Consider the following 17363-nt stretch of genomic DNA (forward strand, 5'->3'; position numbering starts at 1 on the left):
TATCCTTTCTTTCATTATATATTTCTATGTTTCTTATTTATTTTCTTGATTTTCAATTGTTTTCTTAAGTGCATTCCAAGCTAGAGTTGCACACTTGATTCGTTGAGGGAATTTGGCAACACCTGACAAGAAGGCGCCATCCCCGAGTTGGTCTTGGCGGTCATCCTTTTGCCCTTGAACCATTTCAGAAAAGATGGTTGCAAGTTCTAGAATTTCTTGCTTGGTCTTCCCTAAAACGGCATCTGTCATCATACTAGCAGAAGCAGTTGAAATCGTGCATCCTGAATTTAGAAAAGCAATATCTTCCAAACGGTCCTCTGTGTCAAACTTGACAGAGAGGTTGATGACATCCCCACAGGTTGGATTATTGAGGCTGATTTGCTCAGCATCTTCCAGCTTCCCTTGGTGATGTGGATTTTTCGAATGGTCTGCCACCACTGCCATATAAAGGCTATCTAGTTTAGAAAGTGCCATTGAAAAACTCCTTTGTCTTTTGTAAGGCATCGACTAGTTTGTCACAATCCGCCTTAGTATTGTAGATATAAAAACTTGCACGAGCTGTTGCTGGGACTTCCAAATATTGGAGCAAAGGTTGGGCGCAATGATGACCAGCGCGAACAGCCACTCCTTCATAATCCAGTGCTGTAGCTAGGTCATGGGGATGAAGATCACCTAGGTTAAAGGCAATAACACCTGAACGTTGAGCCAAATCCTGCGAACCATAAATAGTCAAACCTTCAATGGCCTGCAATTTTGGAAAGACGTATGCAATCAGTTCTTGTTCATGAGCTTCAATGGCATCCATACCAATCTTTTCTAGATAATCCACTGCTGCTGCAAGTCCAATAGCTCCTGCCATATTTGGCGTTCCAGCCTCAAATTTCCAAGGCAATTCCTTCCAACTAGCAGATTGCTCATAGACGAAATCAATCATCTCGCCGCCAAATTCAACTGGTGACATTTGTTCCAAATACTTTTCTTTGCCATAAAGAACACCGATACCAGTAGGACCAGCCATCTTGTGACCTGAAAAGGCAAAGAAGTCCACATCCAAGGCCTGGACATCAATCTTCATATGAGGTGTAGACTGGGCACCATCCACCACTATGATGGCTCCAACTTGGTGGGCTAATTGAGTAATTTCCTTGATCGGATTGACCACACCAAGAACATTTGAAGCATGAGCTAGGGAGACAAACTTGACTTTATCAGTCAATTTAGATCGCAAGTCATCCATATCCAGAGCTCCATCTTTGAGATAGACATAAACAAGCTCTGCCCCAGCCTTGCGACAGGCCTCCTGCCAAGGAATGATATTGGAATGGTGTTCCATGACAGAAATCAAAACTTGATCTCCTTCAGTCAGAATTTCCTCAGCAAAGCGTGCTACCCAGTTAAGACTGGTTGTCGTTCCTCTGGTAAAGAGAACTTCCTTTGTAGAGCCTGCATTGATAAACTTACGAATGGTTTCACGAGCAGCTTCATAGGATGCTGTCGCACGCTCTGCCAAGGTATGAACACCACGGTGAACATTGGCATTGTCCTGCTCATAGTAGCGGTTGATTGTTTCCAGAATTGCTAGTGGTTTCTGTGTCGTCGCAGCATTGTCCAGATAGACCAGAGGTTCATCGTTGACAATCTGGTCTAAAATTGGAAAATCCTTGCGAATCGCTTCTACATCTAACATAGCCTTCCCCTTAGCGTTTTGACAATTTTTCTTCGATAGTTGCAATCATTTCGTCACGAACTTCTTTGACTGGAATCTCAACAATTACGGAGCCAAGGAAACCGCGAACAACCAAACGCTCAGCAGTCGCCTTATCCAAGCCACGGCTCATGAGGTAGTACATATCTTCTGGATCCACCTGACCGATAGAAGCTGCGTGACCTGCAGTAACGTCATTTTCATCAATCAAAAGAATTGGGTTGGCATCTGAACGTGCTTGGTCTGAAAGCATAAGAACACGACTCTCTTGCTGCGCATCTGCTCCCTTGGCACCCTTGATAATGTGGCCAATACCATTGAAGGTCAAGGTAGCTTTTTCAAGAATAACCCCATGTTGGAGGATATTTCCGATTGAGTTACATCCGTAGTTAGTCACTCGAGTATCAATTCCTTGAACCTGACGTCCACTTGAAAGAGCTACGACTTTAAGGTCAGCATGGCTACCATTTCCAATCAAGTCGCTATCAAAGTCCGCAACGACATTTCCTTCGTTCATGACACCGATTGCCCAGTCAATGCTTGCATCGTTGCCTAGCTTACCACGACGGCTAATGTAGGCAGTGACATTTTCACCTAAACGGTCAATGGCCGCAAATTTCACTTGAGCGCCAGAGCGGGCGATGACTTCTACAGTAATATTGGCAGTTGCCTTGGCACTACCTTCACCACGTGACTCTAAACGCTCCAGATAACTAATCTTAGAATTTTTTCCAGCGATAATCAGGATATGCTTGTTAAATGGCACATCGCTATCACTGTCTTGGTAGAAAATTCCTTCGATTGGCTCTGTAATCTCAACATTATCTGGAATATAAAGAACAGCACCACTATTGAAATAAGCTGTGTGGTAGGCTGCTAATTTATCATCATCGTATTTAACAGATGACATGAAGAATTCCTCTACAAGTTCTGGAATTTCTTCTAAAGCTGAGTGAAAGTCTGTGAAAACAACACCCTGTTCAGCCAATTCAACTGGAGTTTGTTCAAAAACAGTCTGCGTTCCTACTTGAACCAATTTCAAGTGATTGTCTAGAGCTGTGAAGTCAGGAACATTTGCTGATGGTTCGCTTTCTGTAATGGTACCATCTCCCAGATTCCAACGGTGAAATTTCACACGCTCAATAACTGGTAATTCCAAACTCTCAATCTTATCAAAAGCTTTTTGACGGAGGTCAGCCAACCAGCTTGGTTCAGCGTGCATTTCTGAAAAAAGTTTAATAGTTTCTTTAGTCATTTACTTCTCCTAAAAGATACGAGGAAATTACAATTCTTCCTTGTAGTCGTAGCCAAGTTCTTCAGCTAGTTTTGCGTATCCTTCACGCTCCAAACGCGCAGCCAATTCTGGACCTCCAGAAAGGACAACACGACCTTCCATCATCACGTGTACCACGTCTGGTGTGATGTAGTTCAAAAGACGTTGGTAGTGTGTGATGATCATAGCACCAAAGCCTTCACCACGCATAGCATTGACACCTTTCGATACAACTTTAAGTGCATCAATATCAAGACCTGAGTCAATCTCATCCAAAAGGGCAAAAGTTGGTTCCAACATCAAGAGTTGAAGAATTTCATTGCGTTTTTTCTCACCACCAGAGAAACCTTCGTTGAGGTAGCGCTCAGCCATTTCTTCTTTCATGTTGAGCAATTCCATTTTCTCGTCCAATTTAGTGATGAACTCGCGAACTGAAATCTTTTCGCCATCTTCTTTACCAGCATTCATGGCTGCACGAAGAAACTCTGCATTGGTGATTCCAGGAATTTCAGATGGGTATTGCATAGCAAGGAAAAGTCCCATACGCGCACGCTCGTCCACTTCCAATTCAAGAATATTTACACCATCAAACAATACTTCACCTTTGGTAACTTCATAGTGAGGGTTCCCCATAATAGCTGCAGAAAGAGTCGATTTACCAGTACCATTTGGTCCCATGATAGCTGCAATTTCTCCTGTTTTTAGAGTCAGATTGACTCCTTTCAAAATTTCTTTTCCTTCAATCTCAACGTGAAGATCTTTGATCTCTAATACTGACATGATAGTTCCTTTCTTTTTCAAACATTTTGCTCAATACTTTAGGAAATTGCTTACAATCCCTAAAAAATAGGACAAAAGGTCAATAAATATACTCTACTAGTATAACAAAAAAAAGCCTAAAAGGCTTTGATTTTGTCTAGAAGCTGGGGGCTAATCCTTGCGGTTTAAGTGTTGATCAATAGCGTCTACAATTTTTCCCATCAGGTAACTTAACCTAAAGTTTCGAAAGAGTAGAATGGCCCAAAAGGCTGCCATAACATAGCGACCAGTCATCCAAGCTTCATTGAAAAAATAAGTCTCAGCAGCCGTGAATAATGCTATTATGATAAATTGTTGTCTATTCATAAGATTATTGTATCATGAAATCCATTTTTAGTCTTCTTCAACCATGACTTTATCAGCCAGAAATTCAAATCCTTCTGGAATCAGACTCTCTTCTTCTATCTCTTGATCTGCTTGAGAAGACTTGTTTCTAGCTGAAAATGCTGCTCGAACCTCTTTCCATTCCTCTAGGGAAATAGCCAGAATCTCAGGTGAAAATCCAGCTGCCTGGCTGAGAATATTGCCGAACATGGTATTGAGGTTATCACGTTTCATGGTTTGCCCTGCATTGAAATTAGACTCAAAGGCTAAAATAGCATGGTGTTCATTGGCCGCAACTGGTTGAGAACCTACGAGAAGAGCTTTATCCGGACCAGCTAAGCTTTCGATCACTTCTCCCCACGCATTCTGGAGGCGAACCAAGTTTTGCCGTGCCAAATCAGGATTTTCGACGGCTTCTTGCAGGATAGATTGAACTTTATTGCGGTCCACTCGATAGACTGTCTTGGAAGCGGCTGGACGACTAGGAACTGGCGCAACTTGTTTAGGAGCTGTGCCCACATTGGCAAGTTCTTGCTTGAGACGGGCGACTTCCTGTCTCAGTGCAGAAATTTCTCCTTCGACAGCTTCTGAAAGCACTGGTTCAGACTTAATCTCAGCTAAACGAATGGTCATCATCTCAGCATAAATCTTCGGTTGCAGGCTAGCTTTCATATCCGCCAAGCTCACAGTCGCTATTCGAATCATTTCAAAGAGACTTTCCTGAGAAAGAGCTAGATTGTCCATAAAAACTGGACTATGATGAGTATTTTCGCCACCCGTCTGAACAACTAGTAGATCACGCAAATACTGCAAGAGATCCGTCACAAAACGAGTCATGCTCTTGCCATTTTCAAACAAAAGATTCAAAGAATCAAGCGCTTTCGGAACATCCTGCTGAGACAAGGCGGCTACGTAGTCATCAAGTGCTGATAGACTAATGGTGCCTGTAATCTCCTCGGAAATAACTGTCGTTAAAGCATTCCCTTGCGTCAAACTCAAAGCTTGATCCAGAATAGACAAGGCATCCCGCATTCCACCTTCAGCCCGTCTAGCAATGATCTCCACAGCCTCTGGTTCAAAACTGATATTCTCTTTTGACAAAATAGTTTGGATATGGTTCTTAATATCTTGCGTTCTAATCGATTTAAACTCAAAACGTTGAACACGCGATAAAATGGTTGCTGGAATCTTATGTAATTCAGTTGTCGCCAAGATAAATACAACATTCTGAGTTGGCTCTTCTAGGGTCTTCAAAAGCGCATTAAAGGCTCCCGTAGACAACATATGAACCTCGTCGATAATGTAGACCTTATAACGAGCCAAGCTAGGAGCATAGGTGGATTTATCGCGAATTTCTCGGATTTCATCAACTCCGTTATTCGAAGCCGCATCCATTTCGATAACATCTTCTAGGCTACCTTCAGTCACTGCCTGACAGATATAACAGTTATTACATGGTTCTCCGTCTACCTGGTTTGGACAGTTCATAGCCTTGGCAAAAATCTTAGCAACGCTGGTTTTCCCAGTTCCACGAGGACCTGAGAAAAGATAAGCGTGACTAATCTTTTCCTGCTCAACCGCTTGCCTTAGGGTTTTTGCCACAACCTCTTGTCCTACTAGTTGTGAGAAAGTCTGGCTTCTATATTTTCGATAAAGTGCTTGATACATTAGGCTTTCTCCTCAAACATCGTAAAGTCCCATTCTGTCTTCTCAAGCAAAATAGCGACAAATTGTTCCAAATAATCACGATCAATAGCATTGTAATCATCAATAAGTGAAGAATCCAGGTCTAAGACACCCAGCAATCGACCATTCTTAAGCATGGGAACTACGATTTCACTCTTAGCTTTACTATCGCAAGAAATGTAGTTTGGATAGATGCTCACATCGCCAACTAAAACAGTCTCTTGAAACTCAGCAGCTTCTCCACATACTCCTTTTCCAAGCGGAATGCGAATACAAGAAACACCACCCTGAAAAGGACCTAAAATCAACTCACTTCCATCAAACAGATAAAAACCTGAAAATACAGTATTTGGGAAGCGAGATTTTAGGAGGGCACTAGCATTTGAAAGATTGGCGAGAACATTGGTCTCACCTTCTAGTAAATAAGAGAGTTCCTCATTTAACAATTGATATTGTGATTGTTTTTCTGAATCTAACATAGAACTATTATATCAAAAATGAGAAAGAGACAAAAGAAAAATCCCTTGTTTTAAACAAAGGATTTTGCGATTATCAATTTGATTAAAGTTCGATATCACCGAACAAGTCAGCCATTGAGAATCCTGTTTGTGTTTCTGGAAGTTCGAAATCACGTTTTTCTTGACGTTTTGGACGACGTGGACGAGCAGCACGTTTCTCTTCTTTTTGTCCTTCTTCTTGAGCTGGACGTTCTTCAAGAGCTTTGATAGAAAGTGAAACACGTTCTGCGTCAGCGTTAACATCAAGGACTTTAACAGTAACTTCTTGACCAACAGTAAGAGCTTCTTTTGGATTTTCGATACGTTTGTGTGAAATTTGTGATACGTGAACAAGTCCATCGATACCTGGCAATACTTCAACAAATGCACCGAAGTCAGTCAAACGTTTAACTGTTCCTTCGACTACATCACCTTTAGCCAATTTTTGCTCAACGCCATCCCATGGTCCAGGTGTTGTTGCTTTAAGTGAAAGTGATACGCGTCCTTCTTCTTCGTTAAGATCAAGGATCTTCACTTCGATTTCTTCACCAACAGTTACAACTGATTTAGGTGAAACGTTACGTTCATGTGACAATTCAGTCAAGTGAACTAATCCGTCAACACCACCAAGGTCGATGAAAGCACCAAAGCTTGTGATACGAGCAACTTTACCAGTTACTACATCACCAACAGCCAATTTACCGAATACTTCAGCACGAGCTGCTGCAGTGGCTGCTTCAACAACTTCACGACGTGAAAGGATGAAGCGGTTTTCTTTAGGGTCAACTTCTTTGATTTTAGCATCAAATTCTTGACCTACGAAACGCTCAGTGTTACGTACGAAACGAGTATCCAACATTGAAGCAGGGATAAATCCGCGAACACCTTCAAATTCTACTGAAAGTCCACCTTTAACGGCACGAGTTCCTTTAACAGTTACAACTTCTTCTTCGCGTCCTACAAGTTTGTCCCATGCTTTGCGAGCTTCAAGGCGTTTTTTAGATACAAGGTATGTAACTGTATCAGTATCTTTACCAACTACTTGACGAAGTACAAGAACATCCAATACTTCTCCTACTTTCACAAAGTCATTGATATCTGCATCGCGATCGTTAGTCAATTCGCGAAGAGTCAAGACACCTTCAACACCAGTCCCAGAGATTGCAACGTTAGCTTGAGTCGCATCAACTGTCAATACTTCAGCACTCACAACATCACCAGGCTCAACTTGGCTAACGCTATTTAGCAAATCTTCAAATTCGTTCATCTAAAAAATCCTCCAACAATCAAGCTTTTTTCTAAACTTGACATACTTATAATTTTTTTCCTAAGCACCCGCAAGGACATGTTCATATCGTTCACGTCTTTCAATTATAAAAATAAAATACCCTAAGATATTTTCTTTTTATCTTGAATTTATTACCTAAGAACTGGGGTAGCTGGATTCGAACCAACGCATGAGGGAGTCAAAGTCCCTTGCCTTACCGCTTGGCTATACCCCATTGACAAATGGAGAGAGAGGGATTCGAACCCCCGAACCCGAAGGAGCGGATTTACAGTCCGCCGCGTTTAGCCTCTTCGCTATCTCTCCAATATTTAACGAGAACTATTATATCATGAAATTTTCAATAAAACAAGTATTATTTTGTCAAATTATAGTTTTCAATCAAAATTTCCACAGCTTTTTCAAGTTTTTTATAAAAACTATCGACATTTCCATTCTTTATGATGGCAAATTGGCTATCTAATTCGGCAATTTCACCAATGACCTTTTTCCCGATCGTCAAAACGTAACCTTCATAACTGTCTTTTCCAACAGTCACTTTTGCATCTGTTAATTGAATTTCAATTTTCTTATCTTTTTTACTCATACTTTACCTCTTTTCACTTTTTCTATTGTACAAGAAAATGCTCAAACTAGCAAGAAAAAACTCCATTTCAGCCATTATAACTGCTATGGAGTTTCTCTTTACTTGATGTCGTTTAGTCCACTTTGACAATCCATCCTTCAGGTGCTTCCACATCACCAAATTGGATACCAGTCAATTCATCATAGAGTTTACGTGTCACAGGACCTACTTCTGTTTCACTATAGAAAACATGGAAATCGTCACCGTGTTGGATTCCCCCTATTGGTGAGATAACTGCTGCTGTTCCACAAGCACCTGCCTCTACAAAACGATCCAAATTGTCAATCGGAACATCACCTTCGATCGGTGTCAAGCCCAAGCGATGTTCTGCCAAGTAGAGCAAAGAGTACTTGGTAATGGATGGCAAGATTGATGGGCTTAATGGCGTAACGAATTCGTTGGCTGCTGTAATTCCAAAGAAGTTGGCTGATCCGACTTCCTCAATCTTGGTGTGGGTAGCTGGATCTAGGTAGATAACATCTGAAAAATTACGTGATTTTGCCATTTTACCTGGTAGAAGACTGGCAGCATAGTTACCGCCTACCTTGGCGGCTCCTGTACCATTTGGCGCTGCACGGTCGTATTCATCCTGAATCAAGAAATTAGTTGGAACCAATCCACCTTTAAAGTAGTTACCAACTGGCATAGCAAAGATGGTGAAAATATATTCTTCTGCTGGTTTTACCCCGATAATATCTCCAACACCAATTAGAAGCGGACGGAGATAGAGGGTTCCACCCGTTCCGTATGGTGGTACATAATCTTCATTGGCACGAACAACCGCTTTACAAGCTTCCACAAACATTTCTGTCGAAACTTGAGGCATCAAGAGACGGTCGCAAGTACGTTGCAGACGCTTGGCATTTTCATCTGGACGAAAGAGTTGGATACTGTCATCCTTAGTACGATAGGCTTTCAAGCCCTCAAACGCTTGCTGTCCATAGTGGAGACTTGGAGAAGACTCTGAAATATGCAAGGTCGCATCCTCTGTCAACTCTCCTTGATTCCATTGACCATTTTTATAATGAGCGATATAGCGATAAGGTAATTTCATATAAGAAAATCCAAGATTTTCCCAATCAATTGCAACTGTCATGTGTTTCTCCTTTATACTATTCAAACTATGTGTTCTATTCTACACTTTTCTAGTAAAATTTCAAGTATTATTTGTAATTTTCTGAAAATTTTTTCAACATAAAGAAATCAACCCAGAGGGCTGATTCTTTTTACGAATTTGTTTTATCCTCTTTAAAGACTTCTTTGAGGTAAGCATCAAAAACTTCTTCATCTGAAATCGTATCTGAGATAAAGCTTCCGTTGCTAGTACGTTCTGACAAGTTGAGGTCTTGCAATCGACTCTCATAGATTGTTCCCTTGTTAGATTGAACAAGTAACGTTTGGTCGTTTTCTTCTACTTCTGTACTAAAGAGATCACCAACGAAACCTTGCTCTGCAACTGCTCCTGCCAAGAAGACACGATGCGGTTTGTTTTTCAACTCACGCAAGACTTGTAGGCCTCGTTTAGCACGGCTGGTCGCTGGAATTTCCTCAATGGAAACGCGTTTCAAGCTTCCACGTTGGGTCAAGAGGTAGAAGGATGAAGTGTTACAGATAAAGGCAGCCTGAAGTGCATCATCTGCTTTCAGGTTCATAGCCTTGACACCCACAGCCTTGGCACCAACAACCGGAACCTCTTCGATATTAAAACGAAGGGCATAACCATTTTGACTAATCAAGAGAACATCATCCAGTTTGATTGGTGCTACTGCTACAATCTGGTCTGTCTCGTCTTTGAGCTTAGCATACTTAACAGACTTCGACTTGTAGGTCCGCCATGGAGAGAATTCTTTGCGTTCTACGCGTTTGATTTGACCAAGGCGAGTTGCTGCAAAGTAGGTTGTCGCATCATCAAACTGATCCACTACTTCTGCATAAAGGATTTCTTCGTTAGTTTCAAAGTTGGTAATGGTTTGGCTCAAGTGCTCACCGATATCCTTCCAACGAATATCTGCCAATTCGTGGATTGGTCGATAGATGACATTCCCAAGAGTCGTGAACATCAAGAGATGCTGGGTTGTCTTGGCAGATTGAACAAAGATCAAACGATCATCATCACGCTTGCCAATTTCTTCCAGCGTAGAAGCTGCAAAGGAACGTGGGCTAGTACGCTTGATATAGCCTGCCTTAGTCACGCTGACATAGGTATCTTCCTCGGCAATCAAACTAGCTGTGTCAATCTCGATTGCTTTCGCAGTATCTTCCAAAGTACTCAAACGTGGAGTCGCAAATTTCTTCTTGACCTCACGGAGTTCTTTCTTCATGAGATTGTACATAGTCCGTTCGTCACCGATGATCGCCGCGAGCATTGCAATCTTCTCACTAAGTTCTGCTTCTTCTTCCTGCAAGACAACCACGTCTGTATTGGTCAAACGGTAAAGTTGTAAGGTCACGATAGCTTCAGCCTGCTCTTCAGTAAACTCATAGCTGACCTTGAGGTTTTCCTTAGCGTCAGCCTTGTTCTCAGAAGCTCGGATAAGGGCAATGACTTCATCCAAAATCGAAATCACGCGAATCAAACCTTCGACGATATGGAGACGCTTCTCAGCCTTTTCCTTGTCAAAGCGGGAACGAGCCAAAATCACTTCACGACGGTGGGCGATATAGCTAGACAGGATTGGGACAATTCCAACTTGACGAGGAGTGAAATTATCAATCGCTACCATGTTAAAGTTGTAATTGATTTGTAAGTCGGTGTATTTGAAGAGATAGTTAAGAACCAGCTCGGTATTCGCATCTTTCTTAAGTTCAATAGCGATACGAAGACCGTCACGGTCAGACTCATCACGAACCTCAGCAATACCAGCCACCTTGTTATTGACACGAACATCATCTATTTTCTTAACTAGATTAGCCTTATTGATTTCATAAGGAATCTCAGTGATAACGATTTGCTCCTTACCGCCTTTTAGCTTTTCAATCTCCGTCTTAGAACGAACAACCACGCGCCCTTTCCCAGTTTCATAAGCCTTCTTTATTTCGTCACGCCCTTGGATAATAGCTCCTGTAGGGAAGTCTGGCCCAGGCAAGAATTCCATGAGTTTGTCCACCTTGGCTGTTGGGTGGTCAATCATGTAAACCGTCGCATCAATAACCTCAGCTAAATTATGGGGAGGAATGTCTGTAGCATAACCAGCCGAAATCCCAGTCGAACCATTGACCAAGAGGTTTGGAAATGCTGCTGGCAAAACCGTCGGTTCTTTCTCGGTATCGTCAAAGTTCCAAGCAAAGGGAACTGTCTTCTTTTCGATATCTTGAAGAAGATAGCCAGCAATCTCAGACAAACGAGCCTCTGTATAACGCATAGCCGCAGGTGGATCCCCGTCCATGGAACCGTTATTACCGTGCATTTCAACTAGAATTTCACGATTTTTCCAGTCCTGAGACATACGAACCATGGCATCATATATGGAAGAATCACCGTGTGGGTGGAAATTTCCCATGATGTTCCCGACAGACTTGGCCGACTTACGGTAGCTCTTGTCAAAGGTATTTCCATCCTTATTCATAGAATAAAGAATACGGCGCTGAACCGGCTTCAATCCATCCCGAATGTCTGGCAAAGCCCGGTCTTGAATGATGTACTTGGAGTAACGACCAAAGCGCTCTCCCATGATGTCCTCCAGGGACATGTTTTGAATATTACTCATATAGGATACAGAGCCCGTAAAATACAAAGGAAATTTATCTTTTTCACACAGTATTTAGGGCGTGTTCAACTCCTTTCAAAGAATGTAGAGTAGGTTTTTATAGAATAAGGGATAATTTACAGAAATTAGTCCCGTGTTCAGTTACTATATATAACTAAACTATCTTTTCTGTAGTTTAATCTTTTAAATTATATACTTTATTTAGTTAGTGATTTGAAAGTCTCTCCTCAGCATACTGAATCATCTTCTCAGCTACTTCTTTATCGTAGTTAAATCCCATTTTTTGAGCAAGGGACTGAGCCTCTTGGTGGAAAAGGTCCATCGTAGCAAACAAAGATTGAGTGATTTTGTCACTACTTGAAAAATCAAGTAGATTTGAGAATTCCTTCTCTTTCTCAGCAGGCAAGTAGCTAAAGAGATACTTGTAGTTCTTGCCAACATCAACCGTGCCCCTATCACTTGCTACCTGCCAAGCCAATACCTTCAAGAGTTCTTGGTGACAAATGCCGTAGAGATGGTCAGTGGCATAGAGAAGTTGCTTGCGACGAATACCCTTAACCACATAGGCGGAAACCCACCAAAATTCGTTACAAGCTTTTTCAAAATCTGTCTGACTAGCTGGACTTGTCCAGTAACGCTGAGAATTTGGAGAATAAGGCGTAAACAAATCCTTAGTGTCCTCCAGCACCGTGAAATCAGCTTCGCTATCCACCCACTCTTGGATGTGACTTTTGGGGCAGAGGGTCAAATCAATCCGATTTCCATCTTCAAATAGCATCAGATAAAGTCGACGGTTGCCTAGGACATTATGCTGCTCAATGATACGAGTGCCAAACTGGTCTAACCAAGAAAGGTCACTCGTCAAATTATCTAAGTCGTCCACGACATAAACAACATCATAGTCTTGAAACTCGTCTTTTGGCGCTTTTGTATCAGTCCGTGAACCAGACATGGCGACAGCCTCAACTTGTAAAGTTTTAGCAGTCTGTGAAATCAACCTCAGCATTTGCACATGACTTCTATATTTTCTGCACCTATCTTTTATAGAATTATTTTTCATTGCCGTCTTGCTCCTCTTGTTTTTGGATGCCTCGTATTCTTTTCATCTCAAGTTCGCCTACTATCAATTGGATAGTTGAACAAATCCCTAAAAAAATAAAAATATAACAAATAGATATTATGTTACTTCTTTGGTGTTTTACTATCATTTCCCATAGAACAAATATATTTACCAATGAAAGGAGAAAAATGAAGGTGGCATTCAATCGAAGTACTATAGCAAATTTGCTCTTAAAATGCCTACAATGGATTACGCTCTTATATAGAGTATAAAATGAATAAACAATCATCAAGGGGGCGAAATAGTCATGATAAAACAAAATAAATTTTAACCCAATAAATCTTAACCCATAGTAATAGTTACCTTCCACTGGTATATTTGATAGACAGACACCAATAGTTAAAATGGACAGTAAAAACAGGGATATTGAACGAGCATACTCTTTTCTCCCCAAGTTGGAGATTAAATTACTTATAATTCCAAAAATTACTATGACAACAACGAAAATAGAAATTATAGATTCACTACTCATTACTGAACCTCCATTAGTTCTATATATTATTTACACAACAAATGTGATAATCATTTTTACTTGAACTTTATAACTCCCCTGTCTGGTAAAGGTTATACCCTTCGTAATAATATGAAGCATCCATACCCTTAAAGAAACGGGTCTGAGTAAGGTCATCCGTCAGATTATTGAGGAGGAGATACTTGAGTTCTTTCCAGCGTCAACTTTTAAAGTTTTAACTGTTCCTAAAATCAGTCCAAGCATTTAGGGTTCTGTTCTCATATTTCTCTCCTTCATCACTTAGAGCTGTTTGAAATTCTTTTTCATTATAAATCGTAAACCATTTGCCATCTCTTACATAATCTAAGCAATTAATCACTATTCCCTACCAAAAAGTATTCTGTGTCTTACTGATTTCGTTTGGTGTAATGGAGATAGAGAGGAGGAAGATAGGAAACTAGAATCATCAAAATCATTACCAAGAATGTCAACAGATGGATCTGAACTAAATTTACCACATACGATCCCAGAACACCTACAGATAGGGGACCTAAAATATAGGATAGGAAAATCAAAAAAGCCTTCCACCGTTTCTCCGGATAGACGTAACACAATCGAATAAGTGTGTAGATTAAGGCTCCTGCTATCAAAGGAAAACCAAATAAAATCATGACAAAGGATGCCACTAAAGAACCGGATTCTGACGAATCCATATTGAATAAAAGCATCAAGATCATAAATAAAGTAAATACAATCGGTGCATATAATCCTTGGAAACTTTTTTTTCGACTGTTAATGTAGAATGCAAGAATAGCCGAGGGTAAAGAAACTAAGAAAATCAAACCCAAGTAACTACCAAAAATCGAATGTCCTGAATCAACCATTATTCATGCCCCTTAAAACACTGTCGCTTCTTCCAGCGTAAACTTGACATTATCCTCAATCCACTTACGGCGTGGTTCGACCTTGTCTCCCATGAGGACATTGACACGACGTTCAGCGCGTGCTAGGTCTTCGATGGTGACACGGATGAGGGTACGGGTTTCAGGATTCATAGTCGTCTCCCAGAGTTGGTCCGCATTCATCTCACCAAGACCTTTGTAGCGTTGGATAGTGGCTCCTTTGCCAAATTGCTTGCGGAGTTCTTCTAGCTCTCCGTCCGTCCAAGCATAAGCTACTTCTTCTTTCTTGCCTTTGCCTTTGGACATCTTGTAAAGAGGCGGAAGGGCGATATAGACATGTCCTGCCTCGACTAGCGGACGCATGTAGCGGTAGAAGAATGTTAAAAGAAGAGTTTGGATATGGGCACCATCCGTATCCGCATCGGTCATGATAATGATCTTGTCATAGTTGGCATCTTCAATAGAGAAGTCTGCTCCCACACCCGCACCAATTGTGTAAATCATGGTGTTGATTTCTTCATTTTTGAGGATATCCGCCATCTTGGCTTTAGCTGTATTGATGACCTTCCCACGAAGGGGCAAGATAGCCTGGAACTTACGGTCACGGCCTTGCTTGGCAGAACCACCGGCAGAATCTCCTTCGACTAGGTAGAGCTCGTTCTTTGCTGGATTTTTAGACTGGGCTGGGGTCAATTTCCCAGACAACAAGCCCTTGTCTTTCTTGTTTTTCTTACCATTTCGGCTCTCATCACGCGCCCTGCGAGCCGCTTCACGGGCATCACGCGCCTTGATAGCCTTGCGAATAAGATTGGAAGCCAGTTCACCATTTTCCATGAGGAAGAAAGTCAACTTATCAGCCACAATTCCATCCACAACTGGACGAGCTAGTGGACTTCCAAGTTTGTCCTTGGTCTGACCTTCAAACTGGAGGTGTTCTTCCGGAACTAGAATAGAAAGAACAGCTGCTAGTCCCTCACGGTAGTCTGACCCTTCAAGATTTTTATCTTTTTCCTTGAGAAGTCCCGTCTTACGCGCGTAGTCATTCATGACCTTAGTAATGGCTGACTTGAGTCCTGTCTCATGAGTTCCACCGTCCTTAGTACGAACGTTATTGACAAAGGATAGAATGTTATCTGAGAATCCATCATTGTACTGGAGGGCAACTTCCACTTGGAAACCATTGTCTTCGCCTTCAAAATATAGGACTGGCGTCAAGATTTCCTTGTCTTCATTGAGGTAAGAAACAAAGTCTTGTACCCCGTTCTCATAATGGAATTCGATTGCTTCATCTGTTCGCTTATCTGTCAAAGACAAGGTAACATTTTTTAAGAGAAAGGCTGACTCATTGAGTCGTTCTGAAATGGTATTGTACTTGAAGTCAGTCGTAGAAAAAATCGTTGCGTCAGGCATGAAAGTGACTTTGGTACCGGTCTTAGACTTGGGAGCTGTACCAATTTTCTTCAAGGTTGTAACAGGTTTTCCACCATTTTCAAAACGTTGCTTGTAGACTGTACCGTCACGGGTGATTTCAACTTCCAGCCAACTTGATAGGGCATTAACAACGGAAGAACCGACTCCGTGGAGACCACCAGATGTTTTGTAGCCACCTTGACCGAATTTTCCTCCAGCGTGGAGAATGGTAAAGATAACCTCAACGGTTGGAATTCCCATGGCGTGCATCCCAGTCGGCATCCCTCGACCATGGTCCTCTACTGTCAAACTTCCGTCTTTATTGATGGTCACATCAATGCGGTCACCAAATCCAGACAAGGCTTCATCGACAGCATTGTCCACAATTTCCCAGACTAGGTGATGGAGACCAGCACCGTCAGTCGATCCAATATACATCCCCGGACGTTTACGAACCGCATCCAACCCTTCTAGCACCTGAATGGCGTCATCATTATAGTTATTAATATTGATTTCCTTTTTTGACACAAGGAACCTCCTATTTGTTCATCTTTTCTATTTTACAGGTTTTCTGGGTATTTTGCAAAGTTTTTCCCATTCAGCTGTCACAATTTCACAAGAGATTCTCAACCTTTCTACAGCATTTCATGGTATAATAGGTCTATGATGACATTTGTATTATTAATTTTAGCTTATCTACTAGGTTCGATTCCGTCTGGTCTTTGGATTGGACAAATCTTCTTTCAAACAAATCTGCGTGAACATGGTTCTGGAAACACCGGAACAACCAATACTTTCCGAATTTTAGGCAAGAAAGCGGGTATGGCAACCTTTGTGATTGACTTCTTTAAAGGAACCTTGGCCACTCTCCTTCCAATCTTCTTCCATTTGCAAGGAATCTCACCTCTCGTCTTTGGTCTTTTGGCTGTCATTGGACATACCTTTCCTATCTTTGCAGGCTTTAAAGGTGGTAAGGCTGTCGCAACCAGTGCTGGAGTGATTTTCGGATTTGCGCCTATTTTCTGTCTCTATCTAGCAATCGTATTCTTTGGAAGCCTCTATCTAGGTAGTATGATTTCACTGTCTAGCGTTGCCGCTTCTATAGCAGCCGTTATCGGAGTTTTACTATTTCCACTATTTAGTTTTATCCTGAGCAGCTACGACCCTCTCTTCATCGCTATTATCCTAGCACTTGCTAGCTTGATTATCATTCGTCACAAGGATAATATCACACGTATCAAAAATAAAACTGAAAATCTAGTCCCTTGGGGATTGAACCTAACACAACAAAATCCTAAAAAATAAGGCTCTATAATTTCTGTAGTGGGTAAATACCCTATAGATATTATAGAGTCTGTTTTATAGAAAATCGTCAACGTCCCTCAATTACCTTATTCCAACGCCAAATTAGAAGCGACCAATAATCTCATTAAACTCATCAAACGCAATGCTTTTGGTTTTCGAAACTTTGAAAACTTCAAAAAAAGGATTTTCATCGCTCTCAACATCAAAAAAGAAAGGAAGAAATCCGTCCTTTCTCGATCTTAGCTGACTTCAAC

The 17363-nt window shown here is 41.4% G+C and carries 15 protein-coding genes, 2 tRNA genes and 2 pseudogenes; 2 read left to right on the forward strand and 17 right to left on the reverse strand.

Annotated elements, in window-relative coordinates; genetic code table 11:
- Positions 1 to 33: 33 nt before the first annotated feature.
- The 17 genes and pseudogenes from sufU to parE form a co-directional block, all read right to left on the reverse strand.
- The gene (sufU, locus tag K1I97_RS04200; protein ID WP_131200229.1) at positions 34 to 474 is read right to left on the reverse strand and encodes a Fe-S cluster assembly sulfur transfer protein SufU; all 441 of its coding nucleotides are present in this window, start codon (positions 472 to 474) and stop codon (positions 34 to 36) included.
- The gene (locus tag K1I97_RS04205) at positions 461 to 1687 is read right to left on the reverse strand and encodes a cysteine desulfurase (RefSeq protein ID WP_223331568.1); all 1227 of its coding nucleotides are present in this window, start codon (positions 1685 to 1687) and stop codon (positions 461 to 463) included. The genes sufU and K1I97_RS04205 overlap by 14 nt, the downstream gene beginning before the upstream one ends.
- Before the next feature lie 10 nt (positions 1688 to 1697).
- A complete protein-coding gene (sufD, locus tag K1I97_RS04210; protein ID WP_223331569.1) occupies positions 1698 to 2960 on the reverse strand; it encodes a Fe-S cluster assembly protein SufD in 1263 nt (420 codons plus the stop codon).
- 27 nt (positions 2961 to 2987) lie between these two features.
- Complete coding sequence (gene sufC, locus K1I97_RS04215) at positions 2988 to 3758, reverse strand: Fe-S cluster assembly ATPase SufC (protein ID WP_223331570.1); 771 nt, start codon at positions 3756 to 3758, stop codon at positions 2988 to 2990.
- 150 nt (positions 3759 to 3908) lie between these two features.
- Positions 3909 to 4103, reverse strand: a complete 195-nt coding sequence (locus tag K1I97_RS04220; protein ID WP_223331571.1) for a DUF3272 domain-containing protein — start codon at positions 4101 to 4103, stop codon at positions 3909 to 3911.
- A 27-nt stretch (positions 4104 to 4130) separates the two neighbouring features.
- Positions 4131 to 5789, reverse strand: coding sequence for a DNA polymerase III subunit gamma/tau (gene dnaX, locus K1I97_RS04225; RefSeq protein WP_223331572.1), 1659 nt, complete (start codon positions 5787 to 5789; stop codon positions 4131 to 4133).
- A complete protein-coding gene (locus tag K1I97_RS04230; protein WP_223331573.1) occupies positions 5789 to 6286 on the reverse strand; it encodes a GAF domain-containing protein in 498 nt (165 codons plus the stop codon). Before K1I97_RS04230 ends, dnaX begins: the two co-directional genes overlap by 1 nt.
- Positions 6287 to 6368: 82 nt before the next feature.
- Positions 6369 to 7571, reverse strand: coding sequence for a 30S ribosomal protein S1 (rpsA, locus tag K1I97_RS04235; protein ID WP_001001617.1), 1203 nt, complete (start codon positions 7569 to 7571; stop codon positions 6369 to 6371).
- Between the two features lie 163 nt (positions 7572 to 7734).
- Positions 7735 to 7806: transfer RNA gene (locus K1I97_RS04240), tRNA-Gln, on the reverse strand.
- Between the two features lie 8 nt (positions 7807 to 7814).
- Positions 7815 to 7895 (reverse strand) — tRNA-Tyr (locus K1I97_RS04245).
- A gap of 49 nt (positions 7896 to 7944) precedes the next feature.
- Entirely contained in the window at positions 7945 to 8175 is a 231-nt protein-coding gene (locus K1I97_RS04250) for a DUF2969 domain-containing protein (RefSeq protein WP_000037107.1), read from the reverse strand.
- 112 nt (positions 8176 to 8287) lie between these two features.
- Positions 8288 to 9325, reverse strand: a complete 1038-nt coding sequence (locus K1I97_RS04255; protein ID WP_317628034.1) for a branched-chain amino acid aminotransferase — start codon at positions 9323 to 9325, stop codon at positions 8288 to 8290.
- Between the two features lie 115 nt (positions 9326 to 9440).
- The gene (gene parC, locus K1I97_RS04260; protein ID WP_223331574.1) at positions 9441 to 11921 is read right to left on the reverse strand and encodes a DNA topoisomerase IV subunit A; all 2481 of its coding nucleotides are present in this window, start codon (positions 11919 to 11921) and stop codon (positions 9441 to 9443) included.
- A gap of 205 nt (positions 11922 to 12126) precedes the next feature.
- Entirely contained in the window at positions 12127 to 12981 is an 855-nt protein-coding gene (locus K1I97_RS04265; protein ID WP_223331575.1) for an aminoglycoside 6-adenylyltransferase, read from the reverse strand.
- The gene (locus K1I97_RS04270; protein WP_223331576.1) at positions 12971 to 13513 is read right to left on the reverse strand and encodes a hypothetical protein; all 543 of its coding nucleotides are present in this window, start codon (positions 13511 to 13513) and stop codon (positions 12971 to 12973) included. The genes K1I97_RS04265 and K1I97_RS04270 overlap by 11 nt, the downstream gene beginning before the upstream one ends.
- Before the next feature lie 67 nt (positions 13514 to 13580).
- Positions 13581 to 13703, reverse strand: a pseudogene (locus tag K1I97_RS10190) (protein adenylyltransferase Fic); the annotation flags it as partial.
- A 685-nt stretch (positions 13704 to 14388) separates the two neighbouring features.
- The gene (gene parE / locus K1I97_RS04275; protein ID WP_223331577.1) at positions 14389 to 16332 is read right to left on the reverse strand and encodes a DNA topoisomerase IV subunit B; all 1944 of its coding nucleotides are present in this window, start codon (positions 16330 to 16332) and stop codon (positions 14389 to 14391) included.
- 135 nt (positions 16333 to 16467) lie between these two features.
- Between parE and plsY the strand changes: the two genes are divergently transcribed.
- Positions 16468 to 17109 carry a glycerol-3-phosphate 1-O-acyltransferase PlsY gene (gene plsY, locus K1I97_RS04280; protein ID WP_223331578.1) on the forward strand — a complete coding sequence of 214 codons (642 nt, stop codon included), beginning with the start codon at positions 16468 to 16470 and terminating at the stop codon, positions 17107 to 17109.
- A 60-nt stretch (positions 17110 to 17169) separates the two neighbouring features.
- Positions 17170 to 17352 (forward strand): annotated as a pseudogene (locus K1I97_RS04285) (transposase); the annotation flags it as partial.
- Positions 17353 to 17363: the final 11 nt, after the last annotated feature.

It is taken from the genome of Streptococcus oralis, from assembly GCF_019929345.1.
In the GTDB taxonomy this organism is placed as follows: domain Bacteria; phylum Bacillota; class Bacilli; order Lactobacillales; family Streptococcaceae; genus Streptococcus.